General features: G+C 66.6%; 19 protein-coding genes. 11 read left to right on the forward strand and 8 right to left on the reverse strand.

Annotated features, from left to right (window positions below; translation table 11 throughout):
- The first annotated feature begins 69 nt into the window (after positions 1 to 69).
- From ASE90_RS17170 to ASE90_RS20905, 4 genes are all read left to right on the forward strand, one after another.
- Complete coding sequence (locus tag ASE90_RS17170; protein ID WP_056003733.1) at positions 70 to 1,248, forward strand: RsmB/NOP family class I SAM-dependent RNA methyltransferase; 1,179 nt, start codon at positions 70 to 72, stop codon at positions 1,246 to 1,248.
- A 25-nt stretch (positions 1,249 to 1,273) separates the two neighbouring features.
- Complete coding sequence (locus ASE90_RS17175; RefSeq protein ID WP_056003735.1) at positions 1,274 to 1,798, forward strand: tetratricopeptide repeat protein; 525 nt, start codon at positions 1,274 to 1,276, stop codon at positions 1,796 to 1,798.
- Positions 1,799 to 1,867: 69 nt separating this feature from the next.
- Positions 1,868 to 2,404 carry an SIMPL domain-containing protein gene (locus tag ASE90_RS20900; RefSeq protein ID WP_268795028.1) on the forward strand — a complete coding sequence of 179 codons (537 nt, stop codon included), beginning with the start codon at positions 1,868 to 1,870 and terminating at the stop codon, positions 2,402 to 2,404.
- Positions 2,329 to 2,604 carry an SIMPL domain-containing protein gene (locus tag ASE90_RS20905; protein ID WP_162235111.1) on the forward strand — a complete coding sequence of 92 codons (276 nt, stop codon included), beginning with the start codon at positions 2,329 to 2,331 and terminating at the stop codon, positions 2,602 to 2,604. Before ASE90_RS20900 ends, ASE90_RS20905 begins: the two co-directional genes overlap by 76 nt.
- 10 nt (positions 2,605 to 2,614) lie before the next feature.
- On the opposite strand, the gene rsmA is transcribed toward ASE90_RS20905, so the two are convergent.
- The 4 genes from rsmA to ASE90_RS17205 all read right to left on the reverse strand — a co-directional run bounded on the left by rsmA (position 2,615) and on the right by ASE90_RS17205 (position 8,148).
- Positions 2,615 to 3,460 (reverse strand): 16S rRNA (adenine(1518)-N(6)/adenine(1519)-N(6))-dimethyltransferase RsmA, encoded by an 846-nt coding sequence (gene rsmA / locus ASE90_RS17190; protein WP_235531925.1) that lies wholly within the window; start codon positions 3,458 to 3,460, stop codon positions 2,615 to 2,617.
- On the reverse strand, positions 3,457 to 4,452 hold the full coding sequence (gene pdxA, locus ASE90_RS17195) for a 4-hydroxythreonine-4-phosphate dehydrogenase PdxA (RefSeq protein ID WP_082449909.1): 996 nt from the start codon (positions 4,450 to 4,452) through the stop codon (positions 3,457 to 3,459). The genes rsmA and pdxA overlap by 4 nt, the downstream gene beginning before the upstream one ends.
- Positions 4,453 to 4,465: 13 nt before the next feature.
- Positions 4,466 to 5,827, reverse strand: a complete 1,362-nt coding sequence (locus ASE90_RS17200) for a peptidylprolyl isomerase (RefSeq protein ID WP_235531927.1) — start codon at positions 5,825 to 5,827, stop codon at positions 4,466 to 4,468.
- An 86-nt stretch (positions 5,828 to 5,913) separates the two neighbouring features.
- On the reverse strand, positions 5,914 to 8,148 hold the full coding sequence (locus ASE90_RS17205; RefSeq protein WP_156361640.1) for an LPS-assembly protein LptD: 2,235 nt from the start codon (positions 8,146 to 8,148) through the stop codon (positions 5,914 to 5,916).
- Positions 8,149 to 8,321: 173 nt separating this feature from the next.
- Here ASE90_RS17205 and ASE90_RS17210 point away from each other — a divergent pair, with 173 nt between their 5' ends.
- The 3 genes from ASE90_RS17210 to ndk all read left to right on the forward strand — a co-directional run bounded on the left by ASE90_RS17210 (position 8,322) and on the right by ndk (position 10,835).
- The gene (locus tag ASE90_RS17210) at positions 8,322 to 9,791 is read left to right on the forward strand and encodes a leucyl aminopeptidase (protein WP_056004163.1); all 1,470 of its coding nucleotides are present in this window, start codon (positions 8,322 to 8,324) and stop codon (positions 9,789 to 9,791) included.
- Positions 9,792 to 9,900: 109 nt separating this feature from the next.
- Positions 9,901 to 10,338: a DNA polymerase III subunit chi gene (locus tag ASE90_RS17215; protein WP_056003755.1), complete on the forward strand. Its 438-nt coding sequence runs from the start codon at positions 9,901 to 9,903 to the stop codon at positions 10,336 to 10,338.
- 74 nt (positions 10,339 to 10,412) lie between these two features.
- The gene (ndk, locus tag ASE90_RS17220; protein ID WP_056003757.1) at positions 10,413 to 10,835 is read left to right on the forward strand and encodes a nucleoside-diphosphate kinase; all 423 of its coding nucleotides are present in this window, start codon (positions 10,413 to 10,415) and stop codon (positions 10,833 to 10,835) included.
- 402 nt (positions 10,836 to 11,237) lie between these two features.
- Here ndk and ASE90_RS17225 read toward each other — a convergent pair whose 3' ends face one another.
- From ASE90_RS17225 to purM, 4 genes are all read right to left on the reverse strand, one after another.
- Positions 11,238 to 11,849: a hypothetical protein gene (locus ASE90_RS17225; RefSeq protein WP_056003760.1), complete on the reverse strand. Its 612-nt coding sequence runs from the start codon at positions 11,847 to 11,849 to the stop codon at positions 11,238 to 11,240.
- A 105-nt stretch (positions 11,850 to 11,954) separates the two neighbouring features.
- Positions 11,955 to 12,215, reverse strand: a complete 261-nt coding sequence (locus ASE90_RS17230) for a hypothetical protein (protein WP_056003763.1) — start codon at positions 12,213 to 12,215, stop codon at positions 11,955 to 11,957.
- On the reverse strand, positions 12,212 to 12,733 hold the full coding sequence (purN, locus tag ASE90_RS17235) for a phosphoribosylglycinamide formyltransferase (RefSeq protein ID WP_056003765.1): 522 nt from the start codon (positions 12,731 to 12,733) through the stop codon (positions 12,212 to 12,214). The genes ASE90_RS17230 and purN overlap by 4 nt, the downstream gene beginning before the upstream one ends.
- A gap of 40 nt (positions 12,734 to 12,773) precedes the next feature.
- On the reverse strand, positions 12,774 to 13,880 hold the full coding sequence (gene purM, locus ASE90_RS17240) for a phosphoribosylformylglycinamidine cyclo-ligase (RefSeq protein ID WP_056003768.1): 1,107 nt from the start codon (positions 13,878 to 13,880) through the stop codon (positions 12,774 to 12,776).
- A gap of 60 nt (positions 13,881 to 13,940) precedes the next feature.
- Between purM and ASE90_RS17245 the strand changes: the two genes are divergently transcribed.
- The 4 genes from ASE90_RS17245 to ASE90_RS17260 are packed head-to-tail and all read left to right on the forward strand — an operon-like array spanning position 13,941 to position 19,478.
- Complete coding sequence (locus ASE90_RS17245; protein ID WP_056003771.1) at positions 13,941 to 15,185, forward strand: hypothetical protein; 1,245 nt, start codon at positions 13,941 to 13,943, stop codon at positions 15,183 to 15,185.
- Entirely contained in the window at positions 15,182 to 15,820 is a 639-nt protein-coding gene (locus ASE90_RS17250; protein ID WP_056003774.1) for a hypothetical protein, read from the forward strand. The genes ASE90_RS17245 and ASE90_RS17250 overlap by 4 nt, the downstream gene beginning before the upstream one ends.
- A complete protein-coding gene (locus tag ASE90_RS17255; RefSeq protein ID WP_056003777.1) occupies positions 15,817 to 17,991 on the forward strand; it encodes an RNA degradosome polyphosphate kinase in 2,175 nt (724 codons plus the stop codon). The genes ASE90_RS17250 and ASE90_RS17255 overlap by 4 nt, the downstream gene beginning before the upstream one ends.
- On the forward strand, positions 17,961 to 19,478 hold the full coding sequence (locus tag ASE90_RS17260; protein WP_082449911.1) for a Ppx/GppA family phosphatase: 1,518 nt from the start codon (positions 17,961 to 17,963) through the stop codon (positions 19,476 to 19,478). Before ASE90_RS17255 ends, ASE90_RS17260 begins: the two co-directional genes overlap by 31 nt.
- The last annotated feature ends 12 nt before the right edge of the window (positions 19,479 to 19,490 follow it).

Below are 19,490 nucleotides of genomic sequence, written 5' to 3' on the forward strand. Positions count from 1 at the left end.
GTCTTCGCGTACTGGATTGATCTAGGTTATGTTGATAGCGTCGGGCATGGTTTTTCTGGACAGTAGCGCATGACTCCGGCGGCACGTACCCAGGCTGCGATCGATCTGGTCGATGCGATCCTCGATGCCGCGCGTACCGGCGGCGCGGCGGGCGATCAGGTCGCCAAACGGTTCTTCGCCGCGCGCCGCTATGCCGGGTCGAAGGATCGGCGCGCGATCCGCACGCTTGCTTATGACGCGGTCCGCCGGTTCGGTGCGGTGCCGGTCAACGCTCGCGCCGCGATCGTCACACTGGCCGAAAGCGACCAGGATCTTGCCGCGACGTTCGACGGTTCGTCCTACGGCCCCGCGCCGATCGCTGCGGAGGAGCCCCGCGCCGAACCCGCCTATGCCCCGGCATGGCTCGCCGATGCACTGCGAAACTCGGGGCTGAACGACGCCGACCTTGCCGCGCTGCTGGAACGCGCGCCGCTCGACATCCGCGTCAACCGGCTGCGCACCGATCGCGATACGTTGCTCGACGAACTGGGTGGCGAGCTGGCGACCGACCTGCCCGACGCGATCCGACTGCCCGCCGACACGCTGCCAGCCAGCGAAGCGCTGCGCGACGGACGTGCCGAAGTCCAGGATTTCGGTAGCCAGATCGTCGCACTCGCCGCCTGCGCCGAACCGGGTGGCTTCGCCATCGACCTGTGCGCCGGTGGCGGCGGCAAGACGCTGGCGATCGCTGCCCAGATGGCGGGGGAGGGGCGCATCCTTGCCACCGATACCGATCGCCCGCGTCTGTCGCGCCTTGCCCCCCGCGCCGCACGTGCCGGGGTGTCGATCGCCGAACCCCGCCTGCTTGATCCGGGCAAGGAAACGGCGATGCTGGCCGATGTCGCCGGGCAGGCCGATTGGGTGATGGTCGACGCCCCGTGTTCGGGTACCGGCACGTGGCGCCGCAACCCGGAGGCGCGCTGGCGGCTGACGCCCGAAAGGCTTGACCGGGTGGTCGCGACACAGAAGCGGTTGCTCGATATTGCCGCCGGCCTTACGTCGCCGACCGGCACGATCACCTATGTGGTCTGTTCGCTGCTCGACGCCGAAGGGGCGGGTCAGGTCGATGGCTTTCTGAAGCGCAATCCCGAATGGCGCGCGCTGCCGCTTGCATTGCCGCGCGGGCGCGTCCACGGTCAGGGAATGCGCCTGACCCCGGCATCCGATTCAACCGACGGCTTCTTCGTCGCACGGCTCGGTCGGGGATAAGGCTGTGTCGCGTTCGGAGAAGTTGATGCGGTTCACCTCGGTTTCGGTCGCTGCCGCGCTCGCGCTCGTATGCGCTTCGACGTCGCTCAGCGGGCAGCGTCCCGATAACCAGATCGACCCGCGTTCGACCGCTCTGCTGCAACAGGGGCGCGCGGCACAGGCATCCGGCAATATCGAGGGCGCGGTCGGACTGATCGAAAGCGCCCTTGTCGTCGATCCGCGCAACCGGCCAGCCTATATCGCGCTGGCCGATATCGCACGCGGGCAGGGATTGCCGGGAAAATCCATCCGCCTGTATCGCGAAGCGCTGAGCCTCGAACCCAATGACCTCGTCGCGCTGAAGGGCGAGGGTGAGGCGCTGGTCCAGAAGGGCGCTGTCACCAAGGCGCGCGAAACGCTCGCAAAGCTGAAGACCGTCTGCGGTGCTACCTGCCCGGCGAGCGACGAACTGGCAGCGTCCATCGCCAAGGGTCCCCCGGTGACTGCGACCGCGCTCCAGACTCCATCGGCGGTACCGGTGCCGGGCAAGGTCGCTCCGACGAACCAGTAATCGCCTTTGCGCGGTCGTGTACGGCGCTTGGCATCGAAAACGCAGGGGAGAGATGCGATGCAACATGCGATGATGCTGCTTCTGGGCCTGGCCGCGACGCCTGCAATGGCCCAGTCTGCCGATGAACGGGTGTCGCTCATTCAGGTGATTGGTGTCGGCACCGTATCCACCCCGCCCGACATGGCGACCATCTCCTATTCCGTCATCGGCGAGGGCAAGACCGCCGACGACGCCAGCGTGGCCCTGGCAACGAAGCAGCGGGCGATCGTCGCGGAGTTGACGGCGTTGCTCGGGCGTGGCGCGCAATTGTCGTCGGGGGAGGTGAGCGTAATCGAAGCCCGATCCGACAAATGCGAGAATTTCACCGGTTATAACAGCCGCCCCCGACTGAGTGAGGGGGATTGCGCCGTTACCGGATACATCGCGATCTGGCAGGGCACGGCGCGGACGGGTGCGGTCGATCGGGCCGGGACCGCCGTCGGTGCCGTCGCCCGACTGGGGGCGCGGATGCGCGGATACAGGGGTTCTCGTTGCGCGATCCAGCGGAAGCACAACGCCGCGCAACCGCCGCCGCGATCGCTGCCGCCCGCGCCAAGGCGGAGGTGATGGCCGCCGGTGCTGGCGTCCGGCTTGGCGAATTGCTGGCGTTGCACGATCCGAACGCGCAGATGGACATGGCGATTTCGGCCGACGATATTGGGTCGATGAGCCTCGCTAACGCGCGTCCGAGGGTGGAAATCGCCGTTTCGCCCAAGGCGATCGAGACGCAGGCCCGTGTGAGCGCCCGGTACGCGATCCAGCGGTAAGGCTCGGCGGCTATCCGGTTCGGCTACCGTCCAGCACCCGCGCCATCGCCACGAATTCCGCAACGCTGACCGTTTCCGCGCGACGCGTCGGATCGATGCCGATCGCTTCCGCTGCGTCGATCGCGCCCGGCACTGACTTCAAACTCTGCCGCAACATCTTGCGTCGCTGTCCAAATGCGGCGGCGGTCAGGCGTTCCAGTGTCTTGAGCAAAACGCCTTCAGGTGCATCGGTCGGGACGACATGCACCACCGCCGACATGACCTTCGGCGGCGGAGTGAAGGCGCTGCGATGCACCGGCATCGCGATGCGCGCCGCACTCCGCCACTGCGCCAGTACGGCCAGCCGCCCGAACGCGTCGTCATTGGCACTGGCGACGATCCGGTCCGCCACCTCGCGCTGGAACATCAACGTCAGGCTTTGCCACCACGGTTCCCACGCCGCCGACAGCCAGCCGACGAACAGCGCGGTGCCGACATTATAGGGCAGGTTGGACGCAATATGCGGCCGCCCCTCGAACAGCGACGGCGCATCGACATCGAGGGCGTCGCCTTCGATCACGCGCAAGCGTCCGGGAAACGCCGCGCCCAGTTCCTCGAGTGCCGGAATGCACCGCCGGTCGCGCTCGATCGCGGTCACCTTCGCCCCGGCCAGCAACAGCCCACGGGTCAGGCCGCCCGGCCCCGGTCCGACCTCCAGCACGTCCTGATCGTGCAAGTCACCCGGTACGCGCGCAATCCGGTCGAGCAATTGCTGATCGAACAGGAAATTCTGCCCCAGCGCCTTGTTCGCCGACAGATGGTGCCGCTTGATGACCTCCCGCAGTGGCGGCAGGTCGCCGACCGGAGCAACGCTCACGCGGCGGCCCGGCGGGCGGCGGCTTCGCCCGCCATCCGGATCGCGGCGATCATCGCGCCCGGCTCCGCCATGTCCCGGCCGGCGATGTCGAAGGCGGTGCCATGATCGGGCGAGGTCCGCACGATCGGCAGGCCCAGCGTAATGTTGACGCCGTCGTCGAAGTGCAGCGTCTTGATCGGGATCAGCGCCTGGTCGTGATAGGCGCACAGCGCCGCATCGTATCGCGCCCGCGCGCGGGGATGGAACATGGTGTCGGCCGCCAGCGGCCCGACGATATCGATCCCTTCGGCCCGCAATAGCTCGACCGCGGGGATCATCACGTCGATCTCCTCGCGTCCGATCGCGCCGCCTTCGCCGGCATGCGGATTGAGTCCAGCCAGCGCAAGGCGCGGTGCCCCGATCCCGAAATCGCGGATCAGGCCGCGCGCCGTCACCCGCGCCCGCGCGAGCAGCAGTTCCACCGTCAGCACCCGTGGCACGGCCGCCAATGGTTCGTGGATCGTCACCGGCACCACGCGCAAGGTCGGGCCGGCGAGCATCATCACCGCATTCTCGCGCGCCACGCCGCATCGTTCGGCGACGAATTCGGTCTGCCCCGGATAGTCGAAACCGACCCGGTACAGGTCGGCCTTGGACACCGGGGCCGTCACCAGTCCCGACACCGCATCCGATCGCGCCAGTCCGGCGGCCAGTTCAAGCGACTGCAACGCACAGCGCGCGCCGCCGATATCGGGCCGTCCGGGTACGATCGCTTCGTCGTCGACCACCGACACGACCGGCAGCGCACGGCGAAACACGTCTGCGGCATCGCGCGGGTCGTCGATCCGCTCGACCGGCCCGTTCCACACCGCCGATACCGCGCGCACGTCACCGACGGCAAAGAAACATGGCAGCTTCTCGCTGTCGCGCCGTTCCCACGCCTTGGCGATCACCTCCGGGCCGATCCCGGCGGGATCCCCCATCGATATGGCGAGAGGAGCTATTCCCCGCATCGCGCGCGCTGCCTCAGCGATACTCGATCACCGCGTCCCGCCGCAGATCGCGCATCATGCGCTGCGCCCGCAGGTTGACGCGTTCCTGCTCCAGGCCCTGCTGGATCTGCGCCGCACTGGGTAAGGCACCGTTGCGTGGGTCCTCGCGACCGCACAGCACCAGCACGCGCACACCGTCCTTGGGCGAACCGAAGGGCGGAGTCGCCTGTCCCACGTTCAGTTTCAGGATGATTTCCTGCAACGCCGGCGGCAGGCTGCGGACGGTCACCGCGTCGTTGTCGACGATTTCCGCCTTTTGCGTCTGCGCGATCTTGGTCGCGTCGCCGCACCCGCGGATCGTCTGCGTCGCTTCGGTGAAGGCCGCGACCTTCGCGCTCGCCTGCGCTTCGGTCGTGCCGGCGGGGAAGGGCAGGAACAACTGCCGCAGCGCCAGCTTGGCGTCGCGCGGATCGGCGGTCAGCACCTGCCGCTTGTCGGTCAGATACAGGATCGAATAGCCGCCCGGCACTTCGATGGGTCCGGCGATCTGCCCGACCTGCATCTGTTGCGCGGCCCGCTGCAACGGTTCGGGCAGCATGTTCAGCCGCACGAAGCCCAGATCGCCACCGACCGCACGGGTCGATGCTTCGGAGAAATTACGCGCGAAATATTCGAACGGCGCACCCTGCCGGATCTGCTCGATCATCTTGGTCATGCCGGCCTGCACCTCGGCGGCGCGATCGGGCGTAGCGCTCATATAGATTTCGCGCAGGCTGAATTCTTCGGCGCCCTTGGATTCCTCCATGCGCTTGATGACGGCGGCGACTTCTTCCTCGCCGACGTTCACGAACGGTTCTACCTGCCGCCGCAGCAACCGGCTCCACGCCAGCTCGCCCTCGATCTGCCGCCGGAGCGAACGATCCGACGACCCGACGGTCCGCAGATAGGCGCGCAGCTGTTCCGGCGTCTGGTTGAAACGCTGCTTGGCCAGCCGGTTGAAGCTCTGCTCCAGCTCGGCCGGCGTGACGGTGATGTCCTTCGCTTTCGCCTGCTGGATCTGCAGCGTCTCGTCAATCAACTGGCGCACGACCTGCTGGCGCAGCACTTCGCGGTCCGCGTCGCTCAGCTTGAAATCGTTCAGCGCGACGATCAGCGCCATCCGCTGGTCGACATCGGTGCCGGTCAGCACCGTATCGTTCACGATCGCGGTCGGCTTGCGAATATTGGGGTCCAGTTTCCCGAAGATGATCGGGTTGCCCGGCAGGTTCAGGTTGGCACCCGGTACCTCCTGCCCGTCGCTGACGGTCTGGGCCGCCAGCGTGGCGGCGGCGGCGATCGCGACGAAGCCGGCGATCGAACGGCCGATGCGGCCGACATTCACGATGTTCTTGGTCACTTGGTCGTCATATCCCATGCGCGCGAAATCAGGGCGGTGCCGCACCATTCGGGCAAATTCATGACCCGCCGCGCCTGAACAGGGCCTTATCGCCCAAGGTTCTTCAATGCCAGCGTTACCAGATAGCTGCTACCGCTGCGCGCGTCGCCGATCCGCTGGTAATCGCGCTTCCACGTCAGCCCCAGCCGCAGGCAGTCGTCCTCATACTGGACACCCAGCCGGTGACGGATCGGATCGTAACCATCGGACAGCGATAGCGAATCCTCCGATTTGTCGGTCAGGTCGACCGTCGCCGATCCGAACGCCGACCAGAACGGACCATAAGCGATGCGACCCGCCACGCGGATTTCCTCGCGGTCCTGCAAATCTTCCAGTTCGTCGATATCGCGATTGAGCCGGAGATATCCGACCTGCAGATACGTCCGGCGGCTGCCGACCGTCGCGTCCAGTTCGTTGCGGCGAATCTTCAGCCCGTCCTTGTCGAGCCGGTAGCGATGGGTGAAGCTGACCAGCTCGCGGAACCGGATATCGGTCCGCCCGACGATATCGGACCAGCGATCGTCCAGCCCGGTGCCGCTCGGCAGGATGCTGGCGCGCTCGCTCGCGCGATAGCTCTGCCCGACCGTCGCCGCGACCGTCATGCCGGGCAGGTCGAGCGCATAATCGAGGCCGTAGGTGATGCGCGACGAATCCTCGAACCGGTCATATCCGGCAAAGCGATTCAGCGCGAACAGGTTGGAATCCTCTAGGTCGACGGCGCGGGCATCCTCGTTCGGGACCGCCAGATTCGCGATCTTCGGCGAAGCCACCAGCTGCACGCGCGGGCTGATCCGCTGCGTACCCGCCCCGAGCGGCCCGACGAACGGCCAGCGGACGTCGATCGCCGCCGCTGCGATGCCGCGCGGGGTAAAGCCTTCGTCGCCGCGATAGCTCAGGACCGCCGTATCGATCGTGTCGCGCGCGTTATAGGCGTCGCCGCGCGCATAGGCGGTGAAGGTCACTTCCTGCCCCAGCGGCGTGTAGCGGGTCAGGTCCCAACGCGCGGCGGCGAACGCGCGCTGCGTATCCTGCCCCTCGCTGCGGCCGATCGCCAGCGTGTTGAGCTGCACCTGTGCGACCCCGCCCAGCAGGCCGTTGAACCGGCGTCGGTAATCGAGTTCGGGCAGCGCGACCGGCTGCATCCCCTGATCGTCGCCGACCCGCAGCGTCTGCACCGCCCAGCCGCTGACCGTCAGCATCGAATCGCGATTGATCCGCTCGACCGTCACATTGTTGCGGAGGCGGTCGTCGCGCGAAATGTCGTAGCGACGCAGGAACGTCTGGTCGGTGGTATAGCGCAACGATCCCGACACTGCCCAGTTCGGATCGAGCTGAAACCGTCCGACCGCGTCGAGATAGCCGCGAAACGACTGTTCGCTGCCGGTCGGCACGATGCCGAGGACCAGATCGTCGCTCCGCCGGCTAACCGTCGCATAACCCTGTACCCGGTACGCGCCCTTGGACGTCAGCGCGCGATACTCGCCCTGCACCATCGGCAGGACGGCGGTGTAGACGTGCGGGGTGATCGTCAGGTCGCGATTGGGCGCGAGGTTGAAATAATAGGGGACGGCAACCTCGACGCCGTTGACCCGGTCGAGCCGGATCGACGGTGCCAGCAGTCCCGAATCGCTGCCATCACCGATCGAATGCGAAAAGGACGGCAACGGAATGGCGGGCAGGCCGAAGATGGTCAGTCCCGCGCCGGTATAGCGGATGCGCTTGCGCGTCGGATCGTAGCGGACGCGGATCGCGGTGATCTTCCACGACGGCTCTTTCGGGCATCCCGCCGAATTGGTCACCGAACAGGGCGTATAGGCCGCGCTTTCGACCGTCACGACGCCGTTTTCGGACCGGGTGCCGCGTTTCGCCGCGATCCGCCCGCCTTCGTCGAGCACGACCAGCATATTGTCCACCACGCCGTCCTTCAGCGTGTCGGTCAGTTCGATCCGGTCGCCATAGGCCACGTCGCCCTGCGGGTTGGTCACCGCGATATTGCCGTCCGCCACAACCTGGCCGGTCTTGCGGTTCCACGTCACCCGGTCGGCGCGCAGCCGGTTGCCGTCGCGCAGCAGCCGCACCTCACCGCTGGCGGTGACGATATCGGCGTTACTGTCATATTCCAGCAGGTCCGACGAGAAAACGATCTGGTCGCTAGTCGGTGCGGTCGGCAGCGCCTGTTCGGGCGCGGGCGGCGGATTGGGCCGATCCTGCAGTTCCTGCGCAAACGCCGGCCCGCCGAACGCCAATGTCAACCCAAGGGCAAGCGAACCGATCGAACGCACCACTAGTCCCGCTTCCCCAGCACCGTCGCCGCCCCATGGCGAGCCTGTCGCCTGTGCCTATCGCATCGTGCAGCGGGAACCGCAATCGCCGTCCACCCGCTTTACCTGCCCACGCCCTGCGGCCTAGAAGAGCGAGCGCCGTAGCGCGCCAGCGTAGAAGGAAGTGCATGTCGATCTCGATCCAGTTCGCCCCCGACCGGGGAACCGCCGCCGCCCTCGTCCTGCCCGTCGCTACGGGAGGGCTCGACCGGATCGCCGCGGCCGGGCTGGACGATGCGACCGCTACGCTGGTCGCCGGTGCTGCCCGTGCCGGCCGGTTCGAGGGGGAAGCCGGTTCGATGGCCGAAATCTTCGTCGCCGGTGAAGGCGACAGCGCCAACCGCGTCATCCTGCTCGGCATCGGTGCCGGCGACGGCGCGGCGCTGGAAAAGGCGGGCGGCGCGCTGACCGGGCGTTTCCTGCTGTCGGGCCTGACCGACCTGACCGTCGATTTCGCCGGCACCGACGCATCGGCGGCATCGGTCGCGCGCTTCGCGGCGACGGCGGCCCAGCGCGGCTGGCGGCAGGATGGCTATCGGACGAAAATGCCCGAAAAGTCCAAGCCGACGCTGTCGACGATCACCATCGCCAACGCGCCGGACGGTATCGACGACGCCTTCGTCGCCGCCGATGCAATCACGCAGGGGATGGACCTGACCCGCACGCTGGTCACCGACCCGCCGAATATCCTGTACCCGGTCAGCTTCGTCGAAAAGTGCCGCGAACTGACCGAACTGGGCGTGGAACTGACCATCCTCGACGAACGGCAGATGGCCGAACTGGGCATGGGCGCGCTGCTCGGCGTCAGCCTCGGTTCGGAAAAGGAGGCGCGCCTGCTGGCGATGCGCTGGAACGGGAAGGGTGAGGGCGATGTCGACCTCGCATTGGTTGGCAAGGGCGTGACCTTCGACACCGGCGGTATTTCGCTGAAGCCCGGACCCGGCATGGAGGACATGAAGTGGGACATGGGCGGCGCGGGCGCGGTCGCCGGCACGATGAAGGTGCTCGCCACGCGCAAGGCGAAGGCCAATGTCGTCGGCGTCGTCGGGCTGGTCGAGAACATGCCCGATGGCAAGGCGATGCGCCCCGGCGACGTCATCACCAGCATGTCGGGCCAGACGATCGAGGTGCTCAACACCGATGCCGAAGGTCGTCTCGTCCTGTGCGACGTGCTGACCTGGGTCCAGAAAACGCATTCGCCCAAGACGATCGTCGATCTTGCCACGCTGACCGGTGCGATGATCGTGTCGCTCGGCAGCGAGCATGGCGGGATGTTCGCCAACGACGATTCGCTGGCCGACCAGTTGCTGGCCGCATCGCGGGAATCGGGTGATCTGTTGTGGCGCTTCCCGCTGTCGCCCGCCTATGACAAGCTGATCGACAGCCCGATCGCCGACATGAAGAATATCGGGCCGCGCGGCGCCGGGTCGATCACCGCCGCGCAGTTCCTGAAGCGGTATATCGACGACGGCGTCCGCTGGGCGCATCTCGACATCGCCGGGATGGTGTGGGCCGACAAACCTGGCAATCACCACGACAAGGGTGCGACCGGCTTCGGTGTGCGCCTGCTCGACCGGTTCGTGACGGATAATTTCGAACAGTAACGTCATTCCCGCGCAGGCGGGGATCCATAAACGCTGATCTGGCGGCTCCATCGAGGTCGTCAGCGGATATGGGTTCCCGCCTGCGCGGGAACGACGCGTGGGCACAGCCATGAAAGTCGACTTCTACCACCTGACCCGCAGCCCGCTCGACCGCGTGCTCCCGCGCATCGCCGCCCGCCTCCACGGCGACGGCGAGCGGCTGTTGCTGGTATCCGACGATGCCGACCAGCGCCGCGATCTCGACATGCTGCTCTGGACCTACGCACCCGACAGCTTCCTGCCGCACGCGCAGGCCGGGGCAGGGGACGACAGCCGGCAAGCGGTCCTGATCGCCGCCGACGCCACCCCCGCCAACGCCGCGCGCAACATTGCGATCGTCGACGGGCAGTGGCGCGACGAAGCGCTGACGTTCGACCGGGCGTTTCACTTCTTCGGCGAAGACCATATCGCCGCCGCCCGCGGCGCGTGGAAAGCCCTTGCCGAGCGCGACGGCGTCGAACGCCGGTACTGGCGGCAAGGCGACAATGGTTGGGAGCAGGCGGCGTAACGCTTGCCTGCCGCGCGGTGCCCGACTAGGGGGACCGTCAACTTCCAACCAGCAACGCAGGAGCTGCGACCACCATGGCCGCCACCCGTACCTTTTCGATCATCAAGCCCGATGCGACCCGCCGCAACCTGACCGGCGCCGTCACCAAGATGCTGGAGGAAGCCGGCCTGCGCGTCATCGCTTCGAAGCGCATCCAGATGACCCGTGAACAGGCCGAAGGCTTTTACGGCGTGCACCGTGAGCGTCCATTCTTCAACGACCTGGTGTCGTTCATGATTTCGGGTCCGGTCGTCGTGCAGGTCCTCGAAGGCGAAGACGCCGTCCAGAAGAACCGCGACATCATGGGCGCGACCAACCCGGCGAACGCCGATGCCGGCACGATCCGCAAGGAACTGGCCGAATCGATCGAAGCCAATTCGGTCCATGGGTCGGATTCGGAAGAGAATGCGAAGATCGAGATCGACTTCTTCTTCAAGCCCGAAGAGATCGTCGGCTGATCGAACAGCTAATGTGAAAAAGGCCCGCTTCCCTGTCGGGGAGCGGGCCTTTTTTGTGTTTGCGCTGCGTGGGAGCAGACGGCGCCGATCGGTTCGTGCCGAGTAGGGACTGAGCGAAGTCGAAGAAACGTATCGAGGCACCTGTTGCGGTCCTTCGATACGCCATTTCGACAAACTCAATGCCTATTCAGGAAGAACGGTAACCTTGCGGCCGGAAATACTCCGCTAATTGTCCACCGCTCAACCCCGTTCGGTTCGAGCAGCTTCGAGCTTGTCGAGAAGCGCCCGTCGAGAACGCGGTCGCTTGAGGCAACCCCGTCCCGACTGCGGTTCTCGCCAAGTTCGAACCAAACGGAATGGGCCAGCGAACGGTGAAAAGGGAAGGGGCCGAAGCCCCGACCCTTACTTGACCGCCGCAGTCGCCGCGACCGCGACCACCGGCGTCCCGACCGAAACCGCTGCCGTGGCCGGCACCGCAACCGGCGTCGCCGATTCGGTGAACGCCTTCAGTTCCCGCCCGGCCGGGATGCGCGCGCTCTTGCCGGTGACGAACGGCGCCGCCGGCCACAGCAGCGCCACCGACGCGACCGTCGCAACGGTATTGCCTTCGCCTTCCTGACGATACTTTCCGGTCACCGGAATGCGGCGGCCGTTCAGGTCGATCGAGCGTACCTGGATTTCCATCTTGCCCGACTTGCCGAACGCACCCTTGCCGGTCAGCCATGTGACTTCGCCGACGGCGGGCGTGCCCTTCGGGATCACGACATAGTCGCCCAGCATCACGTCGGCGACGACGGTCAGACCGAACTTGTACCCTGCGTCGATGCGACCGCCCTTGGTCGTCAGGTCTTCGTTCATCGACAACAATATTTCGGTGTTTGCCGGCAGTTGCGCATTGGCAGCGGTGCCTCCGCGCGCGACGGCGGTCAACGGCACCGCCGAATCCTGCGCAACGGCAGCCGAAACCGACGCGCCAGCGACAGCCGCGACGCAAAGCATCTTCACGATATTCATAAACTTCCCCTCTACTTCCCCCCCATGGGAAGTCGGGGACGGTATTTATCCGATCACTGTCCGACTGAATAGAGGCGCGCCGGTCGTAACTGGACCGAAACGGGGTTAACGCCCGCCTGCTTCCAGCAATCCGCGCGGTGCTGCGAGTTCCCACGCATGGGCAACGGCATCCTCGACCGCGACGGGATCGCTGTCGGCGTCGATCTCCATCCAGCCATCGTCGCCACGCACGGTCGTACTGTCGCCGACGATCCGCACGAAATCATTACCTTCGACCGAAAATACCGTCGCCTCACCCGCGTCGCGCTCTTCGGTGGCCGGCAACACCTTCACGGCTTCACGAATATGGTCGAGCATGTCGGTCATCGCGTCACAAACTCCGCTAGGGTAAGGGGGTAGAGCCGGTGTTCCTCCACCAGCACCCGCGCCGCAAGGGTATCGGGGGTATCGTCGGGCAGGATCGGAACGCGCGCCTGCGCTAATACGCTCCCGGCATCCAGCTCTTCGGTCACGACATGGACCGAACATCCCGCGTGCGTCTCGCCGGCCGCGATCGCACGCGCATGGGTGTCGAGCCCCTTATACGCGGGCAGCAATGACGGATGGATATTGACGATCCGATCGCGCCACGCTGCGACGAATTCGGCTGACAGCAGTCGCATATAGCCGGCAAGAGCGATCGTCTCGACACCCGCCGCCCGCAGCGCGCCGTCGATCGCGGCTTCATACTCCGCCTTGGGAATGCCGCGCGGCGACTTGGCGAAGGTCGCGATACCCTGTTCGGCGGCATGGGTCAGGCCGGCGGCATCGGGCTTGTCCGACGCCACCAGCACGATTTCGTATGGACAGTCCACCGCGCGTGCCGCCGCGATCAGCGCGGCCATATTCGATCCCCGCCCCGAAATCAGGACGCCGACACGGTGTTTAGCCAAGATGCGTCGCGCTCCACTCGCTCCGCGCGCTCCACGTGCCGGCGCTTCCCTTGACGGTGCAGCCCTTGTCGCCCGCATCGACGGTGCCGATCCGCACGACCGTCTCACCGGCTTCATTCAGCGCGGCCGCGACACCATCGGCGTCGTCCGCCGACACCAGCACCGCCATGCCGATGCCGCAGTTGAACGTCCGCGCCATTTCTTCCGGCTCGATATTGCCCTGTCCTTGCAGGAACGCCATCAACCGCGACTGTTCCCACGCATCGGCATCGACCGTCGCATGTGCCTCGTCCGGCAGGACGCGCGGAATATTTTCCAGCAAGCCGCCGCCGGTAATATGCGCCAGCCCATGGATGCGCCCTTCGCGCAGCAACGGCAGCAGCGACTTCACGTAAATCCTGGTCGGCGCCATCAGCGCGTCGATCAACAGCACGTCCTGATCGAACAGGGCAGGGCGGTCGAGCTTCCACCCCTTGTCCGCCGCCAGCCGCCGGACCAGCGAAAAGCCGTTCGAATGGACGCCCGACGATGCCAGCCCGAGGATCACGTCGCCGACCGCGACCTTGTCGCCGGTCAGCAACTGCTCGCGCTCGACCGCACCGACGCAGAAGCCGGCAAGGTCGTAATCGCCATCGGCATACATGCCCGGCATTTCCGCCGTCTCGCCGCCGATCAGCGCACATCCCGCCTGCCTGCACCCTTCGGCAATCGATGCGACGACGCGTTCGGCGGTGTCGGCGACCAGCCTGCCCGATGCGTAATAGTCGAGGAAGAACAGCGGCTCGGCACCCTGGACGATCAGGTCGTTGGCGCACATCGCGACCAGGTCGATACCGACCCCGTCATGCGCGTCATGCTCGATCGCCAACTTCAGCTTGGTACCCACGCCGTCATTGGCCGCGACCAGCAACGGGTCCTTGAACCCGGCGGCCTTGGGGTCGAACACCCCGCCAAAGCCGCCCAGTTCGGCATCCGCCCCCGGCCGCCGCGTCGATTTCGCCAGCGGCCCGATGGCGCGCACCAGGGCATTGCCCGCCGCGATCGAGACGCCTGCCTGTGCGTAGGTATAGCCGCCGCCGCGGTCCGCTTCGTTGCTCATACCCGCCCGACTAACCACATCGCGCTTGGATTTCCACGCCTGCTTCGTCAAAAGGCGCGCATGACTTTGGTTCAGCCCCGCCGCATCCTTGCCGCCCTCGCATTGGGCGTGGTCGCGACCGGGGCGGTCGTGGCGCAGCAGGGTGGCATCGCGGCGGTCGACGGATCGGGCAGTTTCGAGGTGAACGGCGTCCGCGTCGACGTCGCCGGAACCTCGGCCGATGCCGCGCGCACCGCCGGCTGGCGGCTGGCACAGCGCAAGGGCTGGCAGATGCTGTCGCAGCGGCTGACCGGACAGGCGCGCTCGCTGCCCGATGGTACGCTCGATTCGCTGGTCACCAGCATCGTCGTCGAAAGCGAACAGATCGGCCCGAACCGCTACATCGCCCGGCTGGGGGTGCTGTTCAATCGCGGCCGCGCCGCCTCGATCCTCGGCATCGCCGGCGTGTCCGAACGCAGCCCGGCGATGCTGGTCGTGCCGCTGATATGGGACGGCGGCACCGGCACCGTCTTCGAACAGGCGACGCCGTGGCAGGCAGCATGGGCGCGTTTCCGCACCGGTGGCAGCGTCATGGACTATGTCCGCCCCAGCGGCACCGGCGCCGACGGCCTGCTCCTCAACGCCGGACAGGTCACGCGGCGCGGCCGTGGCTGGTGGCGTACCGTACTCAACCAATATGGCGCGTCCGATGTCCTGATCCCACAGGTGCGCCTCTATCGCCAATGGCCCGGCGGCCCGGTCATCGGCACCTTCACCGCCGGCTATGGCCCGGACAACCGCCTGCTCGGCAGCTTCTCGCTGCGCGTCAATCAGGGGGATGCAGTGCCCGCATTGCTGGACGAGGGCGTCCGCCGCCTCGACGCGCTCTACCAGAAGGGCTTGCGCAGTGGCGCGCTTCGCCCCGATCCGGTGCTGGCCGCCCCGCCGCCCGGCAGCGTCGTCTTGCCCGACGAAGTGGACCTAATCGATCCGACCATCACCGAACCCGGTATCGGTCCCTCGCCGCTGCCGACCGGGGAAAGCGTCACCCTGTCGATCCAGGCCGATACCCCGACCGTCGCCGATGTCGAATCGACCGAAGCCGCGCTGCGCTCTGTGCCCGGCGTCCGGTCCGCCGCGACGTCAAGCCTAGCGCTGGGCGGCGTATCAGTGCTGCGCGTGACCTTCGACGGCGACATCGCGATCCTCACCGCCGCGCTCGAATCGCGCGGCTGGCAGGTTCAGCAGGGGGAGGGCGCGCTGCGCATCCGTCGCCGCGCCGCCGGCGCGACCTCGACCGCCCCGCCGAGTGCACCGCAGGGATGACGATCCTGTCTCGCGGTACGGTTCAGCTTACCCTGCCTCTGGAACTGCCCGCCGGTGCCCGGCAGGACCTGTTCCTCGTCGGGCCGTCGAACGAAGCCGCCGTCCACCATCTCGACCATTTCGCGACATGGCCGGTCCATGCGGCGCTGCTGGTCGGCCCACGTAAATCGGGGCGCACGCTACTGGCGCGGCTGTTCGCGGCGAAGAGCGGCGGAACGATCGCCGACGATGCCGACCGTTGGAGCGAGGCCGATCTGTTCCATGCGTGGAACCGGGCGCAGGGCGACGCCCGTCCGCTGCTGATCGTCGCCGACGCCGCGCCGCCGATCTGGCGGATCGGCCTGCCCGACCTACGTTCGCGGATCAATGCGACACCGGTGCTGCGGCTCGAGGCGCCCGACGATGTGCTGATCGAAACACTGCTGCAATATCTCTTCGACAGGAAGGAACTCGTCGCCGCGCCCGATCTGGTGCGCTGGCTTGCCCGCCGCGTCGAACGAAGCCACCTTGCGGTGCTTCGCATCGTTGAGGCTTTGGAGGAAGATGCCATGTTGCGCTCGACGCGCCGTCTGACCGTTCCCGCCGCGCGCGTCGCGCTGACCGGCAACCCGCTGTTGCTGGACCGACTGCTGTGAACGATCCCGTCCCCTCCGCCCGCACGACCGTCGCCGCCGCGCCCGAGGCCCGCTATTTCAACCGCGAACTGTCGTGGCTGGCGTTCAACCGCCGCGTCCTCGACGAAGCGTGCAATCCCGATCACCCGCTGCTCGAACGGCTGCGCTTCCTGTCGATTTCGGCGACCAATATCGATGAATTCTTCATGGTCCGCGTCGCGGGTCTGAAGGGGCAGCAGATGCAGGAGGTCGGCCACGAATCGGTCGACGGCCTGACCCCGTCGCAGCAACTGGCCGCGATCACCGTCGACGCCGCCGGGCTGGTCGACAGCCAGCAGCGTATCTGGCGTGATATCGCCGCGCGATTGGCCGATGCCGACATCCTCGTGCTCGGTGCCGACGAAATCCATGGCGAGACCGAGGAATGGCTGGCCCGCTATTTCCGCGAACAGGTGTTCCCGGTCCTGACCCCGCAGGCGCTCGACCCGGCGCATCCGTTCCCGTTTATCCCGAACCTCGGTTCGGCGATGCTGTTCGACCTGATCCGCCGGTCGGACGATGTCGAGGTGCGAGAGGTCGTGCTGCTGCCCCCGGCGATGCCGCGCTTCGTCCGCCTGCCGGGCAAGACCGCGCGCTATGTCGCGATCGAAACCGTGCTGCGCCATTTCTCCGGCCTGTTCTTCCCCGGTTACACCGTGCGCGCCTCCGCCGCCTTCCGCGTCATCCGCGACAGCGATATCGAACTGGAGGAAGAGGCGGAGGATCTGGTCCTTTATTTCCGCACCGCGATCAAACGGCGGCGTCGCGGCCGGATCATCCGGCTGGAGATCGAATCGGGTATTTCCGACGAACTGGTTCAGCTGCTGCGCGACGAAATGGGCGGCAGCGACGCGCTCATCACCGAAACCGGCGGGTTCCTCGGCATCGGCGACCTTGCGATGCTGGTCGCCGAAGACCGGCCCGACCTGAAATTCCCGCCCTTTTCCCCGCGTTTCCCCGAACGCATCCGCGAATATGGCGGCGATTGTTTCGCCGCGATCCGGGCCAAGGACATCGTCGTCCACCACCCGTATGAAACGTTCGACGTGGTGCTCGCCTTCCTCAAGCAAGCCGCCGCCGATCCCGACGTCGTTGCGATCAAGCAGACGCTGTATCGCGCCGGTAAGCAATCCGCCGTCGTCGCCGCGCTGGTCGCCGCCGCCGAGGCCGGCAAGTCCGTAACCGCCGTCGTCGAACTCAAGGCGCGGTTCGACGAGGAGCAGAATCTCAACCTCGCCTCGGTTCTCGAACGCGCCGGTGTGCAGGTCGTCTACGGCTTTATCGAATGGAAGACCCACGCCAAGATCTCGATGGTCGTCCGGCGCGAGGAACAGGGCTATCGGACCTATTGTCACTTCGGCACCGGCAATTATCACCCGATCACCGCGCGCATCTATACCGATCTCAGCTTCTTCACCGCCGATCCGGTGATCGGACGTGATGCCGCGCAGGTGTTCAACTACATCACCGGCTATGTCGAACCGCAGGCGCTGCAACAGCTTGCCATTTCCCCACGCGACCTGCGCGACCGGCTGGAGGCGCTGATCGAGGGCGAGATCCAGACCGCGCGCGCCGGTGGCGAAGGCTCGATCTGGCTCAAGATGAACTCGCTGGTCGATCCGGCGCTGATCGACAAGCTGTACGAGGCGTCGGCGGCGGGGGTGCAGATCGACCTGATCGTGCGCGGCATCTGCTGCCTGCGGCCGGGCGTGCCGGGCATGTCGGACAACATCCGGGTCAAATCGGTCGTCGGCCGGTTCCTCGAACACAGTCGCATCTATTGCTTCGGCAATGGGCAGGCACTGCCGAACGACGACGCCCTGATCTATGTGTCGTCCGCCGACTGGATGCCGCGCAACTTCGACCGCCGCGTCGAATATCTGCTCCCCATCACCAATCCGACCGTCCACGATCAGGTCCTCGATCAGGTGATGGTCGCCAATCTGCTCGACACCGAACAAAGTTGGGACCTCGGCCCTGATGGCAGCTATCGCCGGATGGCGAAGGGTGACAAGCCGTTCAATCTGCATCGCTATTTCATGACCAATCCGTCGCTGTCCGGCCGCGGCGCGGCGATCGAGAGCGGTGCGGCCACCGTACCGCAAAAACTGTCGCTGCGTGCATGGCGCGCGGCCCGGGAAGGAACGACGTGATCCGATTGCCGTGGAGCCGCCCCGCCACCGTCGCGCACAGCGCGATCATCGACATCGGATCGAACTCGATCCGCCTGGTCGTCTATGGCGGGCCGGATCGCATCCCGGCGACATTGTTCAATGAAAAAGTGCTGGCCGGTCTCGGCCGGTCGCTCGCCGAAACGGGGACGATCGACGCCGACGCGTTTCGCATCGCCGGGGCGGCACTTGCCCGCTTCGCATGGCTGACGAGGGAGATGCAGGTCGATGTCGTCCGCACCGTCGCGACTGCCGCGGTGCGGGATGCCAGTAACGGGCCGGATCTTATCGCGCTGGCTGAACGCTACGGTCTGACTGTCGAAACCCTGTCGGGCGAGGAGGAGGCGCTGGCCGCGGGGCAGGGCGTGTTGTCCGCCATTCCCGATGCCGACGGGATCGTCGGCGACCTTGGCGGTGGCAGTCTCGAACTGGTCCGGGTGAAGGGCGGCAAGCTCGGCGAGCGGGTGTCGTTTCCGTTGGGGGTGTTGCGCATCGGCGCGATCCGCGAACGTCGCGCCGGCGAACTCGACCGGACGGTGCAGCGGATGGTGCGCGGAGCCGGGTGGATCGGGCGGGGGCAGGGGTTGCCCTTCTACATGGTCGGCGGGTCATGGCGCGCGCTGGCCCGGCTCGACATGCATCATACCGGCTATCCGCTGCCGATCGCGCATGGCTATTCGATTTCATTAGCCCGTATCAATGCGTTGCGGAAGATTCTTGCCGAAGTTCCTCGCACCGATCTGAAGGCGGTGCCGAACCTGTCGGGGGGGCGCGTGCCGACGCTCGACAATGCCACCTCGGTCCTTGCCGCGATGACCAAGCATCTCGGATCGGCAACGACGATGGTGTCGGCCTATGGGTTGCGCGAAGGGTTGCTCTACGCCGCCTTGCCTGCCGACGTCCGCGCGCAGGACCCGTTGCTGATCGCCGCGCATGACGAGGGTGCCCGGCAGGGCCGGTTCGCCGAACATGGCGACCTGCTGCACAAATGGATCGCACCGCTGTTTCCGCAGGACGATCCGGCGATGGTCCGGTTGCGCCATGCCGCCTGCCTGCTCGCCGATGTGGGTTGGCATGCAAACCCCGAATTCCGCGCCGAACGCGGTGTCGAGATCGCCTTGCACGGCAACTGGGTCGCGATCGACGCCGCCGGCCGCGCGATTCTCGCGCAGGCGCTGTATAGCTGTCTCGGCGGCGGCGGCGATTCAGCACCGGACCCGCTGCCCCGCCTCGCCCCGGCCGCAGCGCTGTCCGCCGCCCATCGTTGGGGGCTCGCCATGCGTCTCGGTCAACGCCTTAGCGGTGGCGTCGCCGCCCCGCTCCAGCGCACCGACCTGCGTCGCGGTCGGGGTCAGGTCGAACTGGTCGTGCCCGCCCGCGACACCGCGCTCTATGGGGAAGCCGTCCAGAAACGGCACAAGGCGTTGGCGACCGCCCTTGGCATGGAAGCCGCTCTGGTCACTCCCTGACCGCGCTTTCCT

It is taken from the genome of Sphingomonas sp. Leaf67 (assembly GCF_001421965.1).
Classification (GTDB): Bacteria; Pseudomonadota; Alphaproteobacteria; order Sphingomonadales; family Sphingomonadaceae; genus Sphingomonas.

Excerpts from the sequence above, each read along its gene's own strand:
- ASE90_RS17170 (WP_056003733.1), top strand. The coding sequence starts at position 70 with ATGACTCCGGCGGCACGTACCCAGGCTGCGATCGATCTGGTCGATGCG.
- ASE90_RS17175 (WP_056003735.1), top strand. The coding sequence starts at position 1,274 with ATGCGGTTCACCTCGGTTTCGGTCGCTGCCGCGCTCGCGCTCGTATGC.
- ASE90_RS20900 (WP_268795028.1), top strand. The coding sequence starts at position 1,868 with ATGATGCTGCTTCTGGGCCTGGCCGCGACGCCTGCAATGGCCCAGTCT.
- pdxA (WP_082449909.1), bottom strand. The coding sequence starts at position 4,452 with ATGCGGGGAATAGCTCCTCTCGCCATATCGATGGGGGATCCCGCCGGG.
- ASE90_RS17215 (WP_056003755.1), top strand. The coding sequence starts at position 9,901 with ATGAAAGTCGACTTCTACCACCTGACCCGCAGCCCGCTCGACCGCGTG.
- ndk (WP_056003757.1), top strand. The coding sequence starts at position 10,413 with ATGGCCGCCACCCGTACCTTTTCGATCATCAAGCCCGATGCGACCCGC.
- ASE90_RS17225 (WP_056003760.1), bottom strand. The coding sequence starts at position 11,849 with ATGAATATCGTGAAGATGCTTTGCGTCGCGGCTGTCGCTGGCGCGTCG.
- ASE90_RS17230 (WP_056003763.1), bottom strand. The coding sequence starts at position 12,215 with ATGACCGACATGCTCGACCATATTCGTGAAGCCGTGAAGGTGTTGCCG.
- purN (WP_056003765.1), bottom strand. The coding sequence starts at position 12,733 with ATGGCCGCGCTGATCGCGGCGGCACGCGCGGTGGACTGTCCATACGAA.
- purM (WP_056003768.1), bottom strand. The coding sequence starts at position 13,880 with ATGAGCAACGAAGCGGACCGCGGCGGCGGCTATACCTACGCACAGGCA.
- ASE90_RS17245 (WP_056003771.1), top strand. The coding sequence starts at position 13,941 with ATGACTTTGGTTCAGCCCCGCCGCATCCTTGCCGCCCTCGCATTGGGC.
- ASE90_RS17250 (WP_056003774.1), top strand. The coding sequence starts at position 15,182 with ATGACGATCCTGTCTCGCGGTACGGTTCAGCTTACCCTGCCTCTGGAA.
- ASE90_RS17260 (WP_082449911.1), top strand. The coding sequence starts at position 17,961 with ATGGCGCGCGGCCCGGGAAGGAACGACGTGATCCGATTGCCGTGGAGC.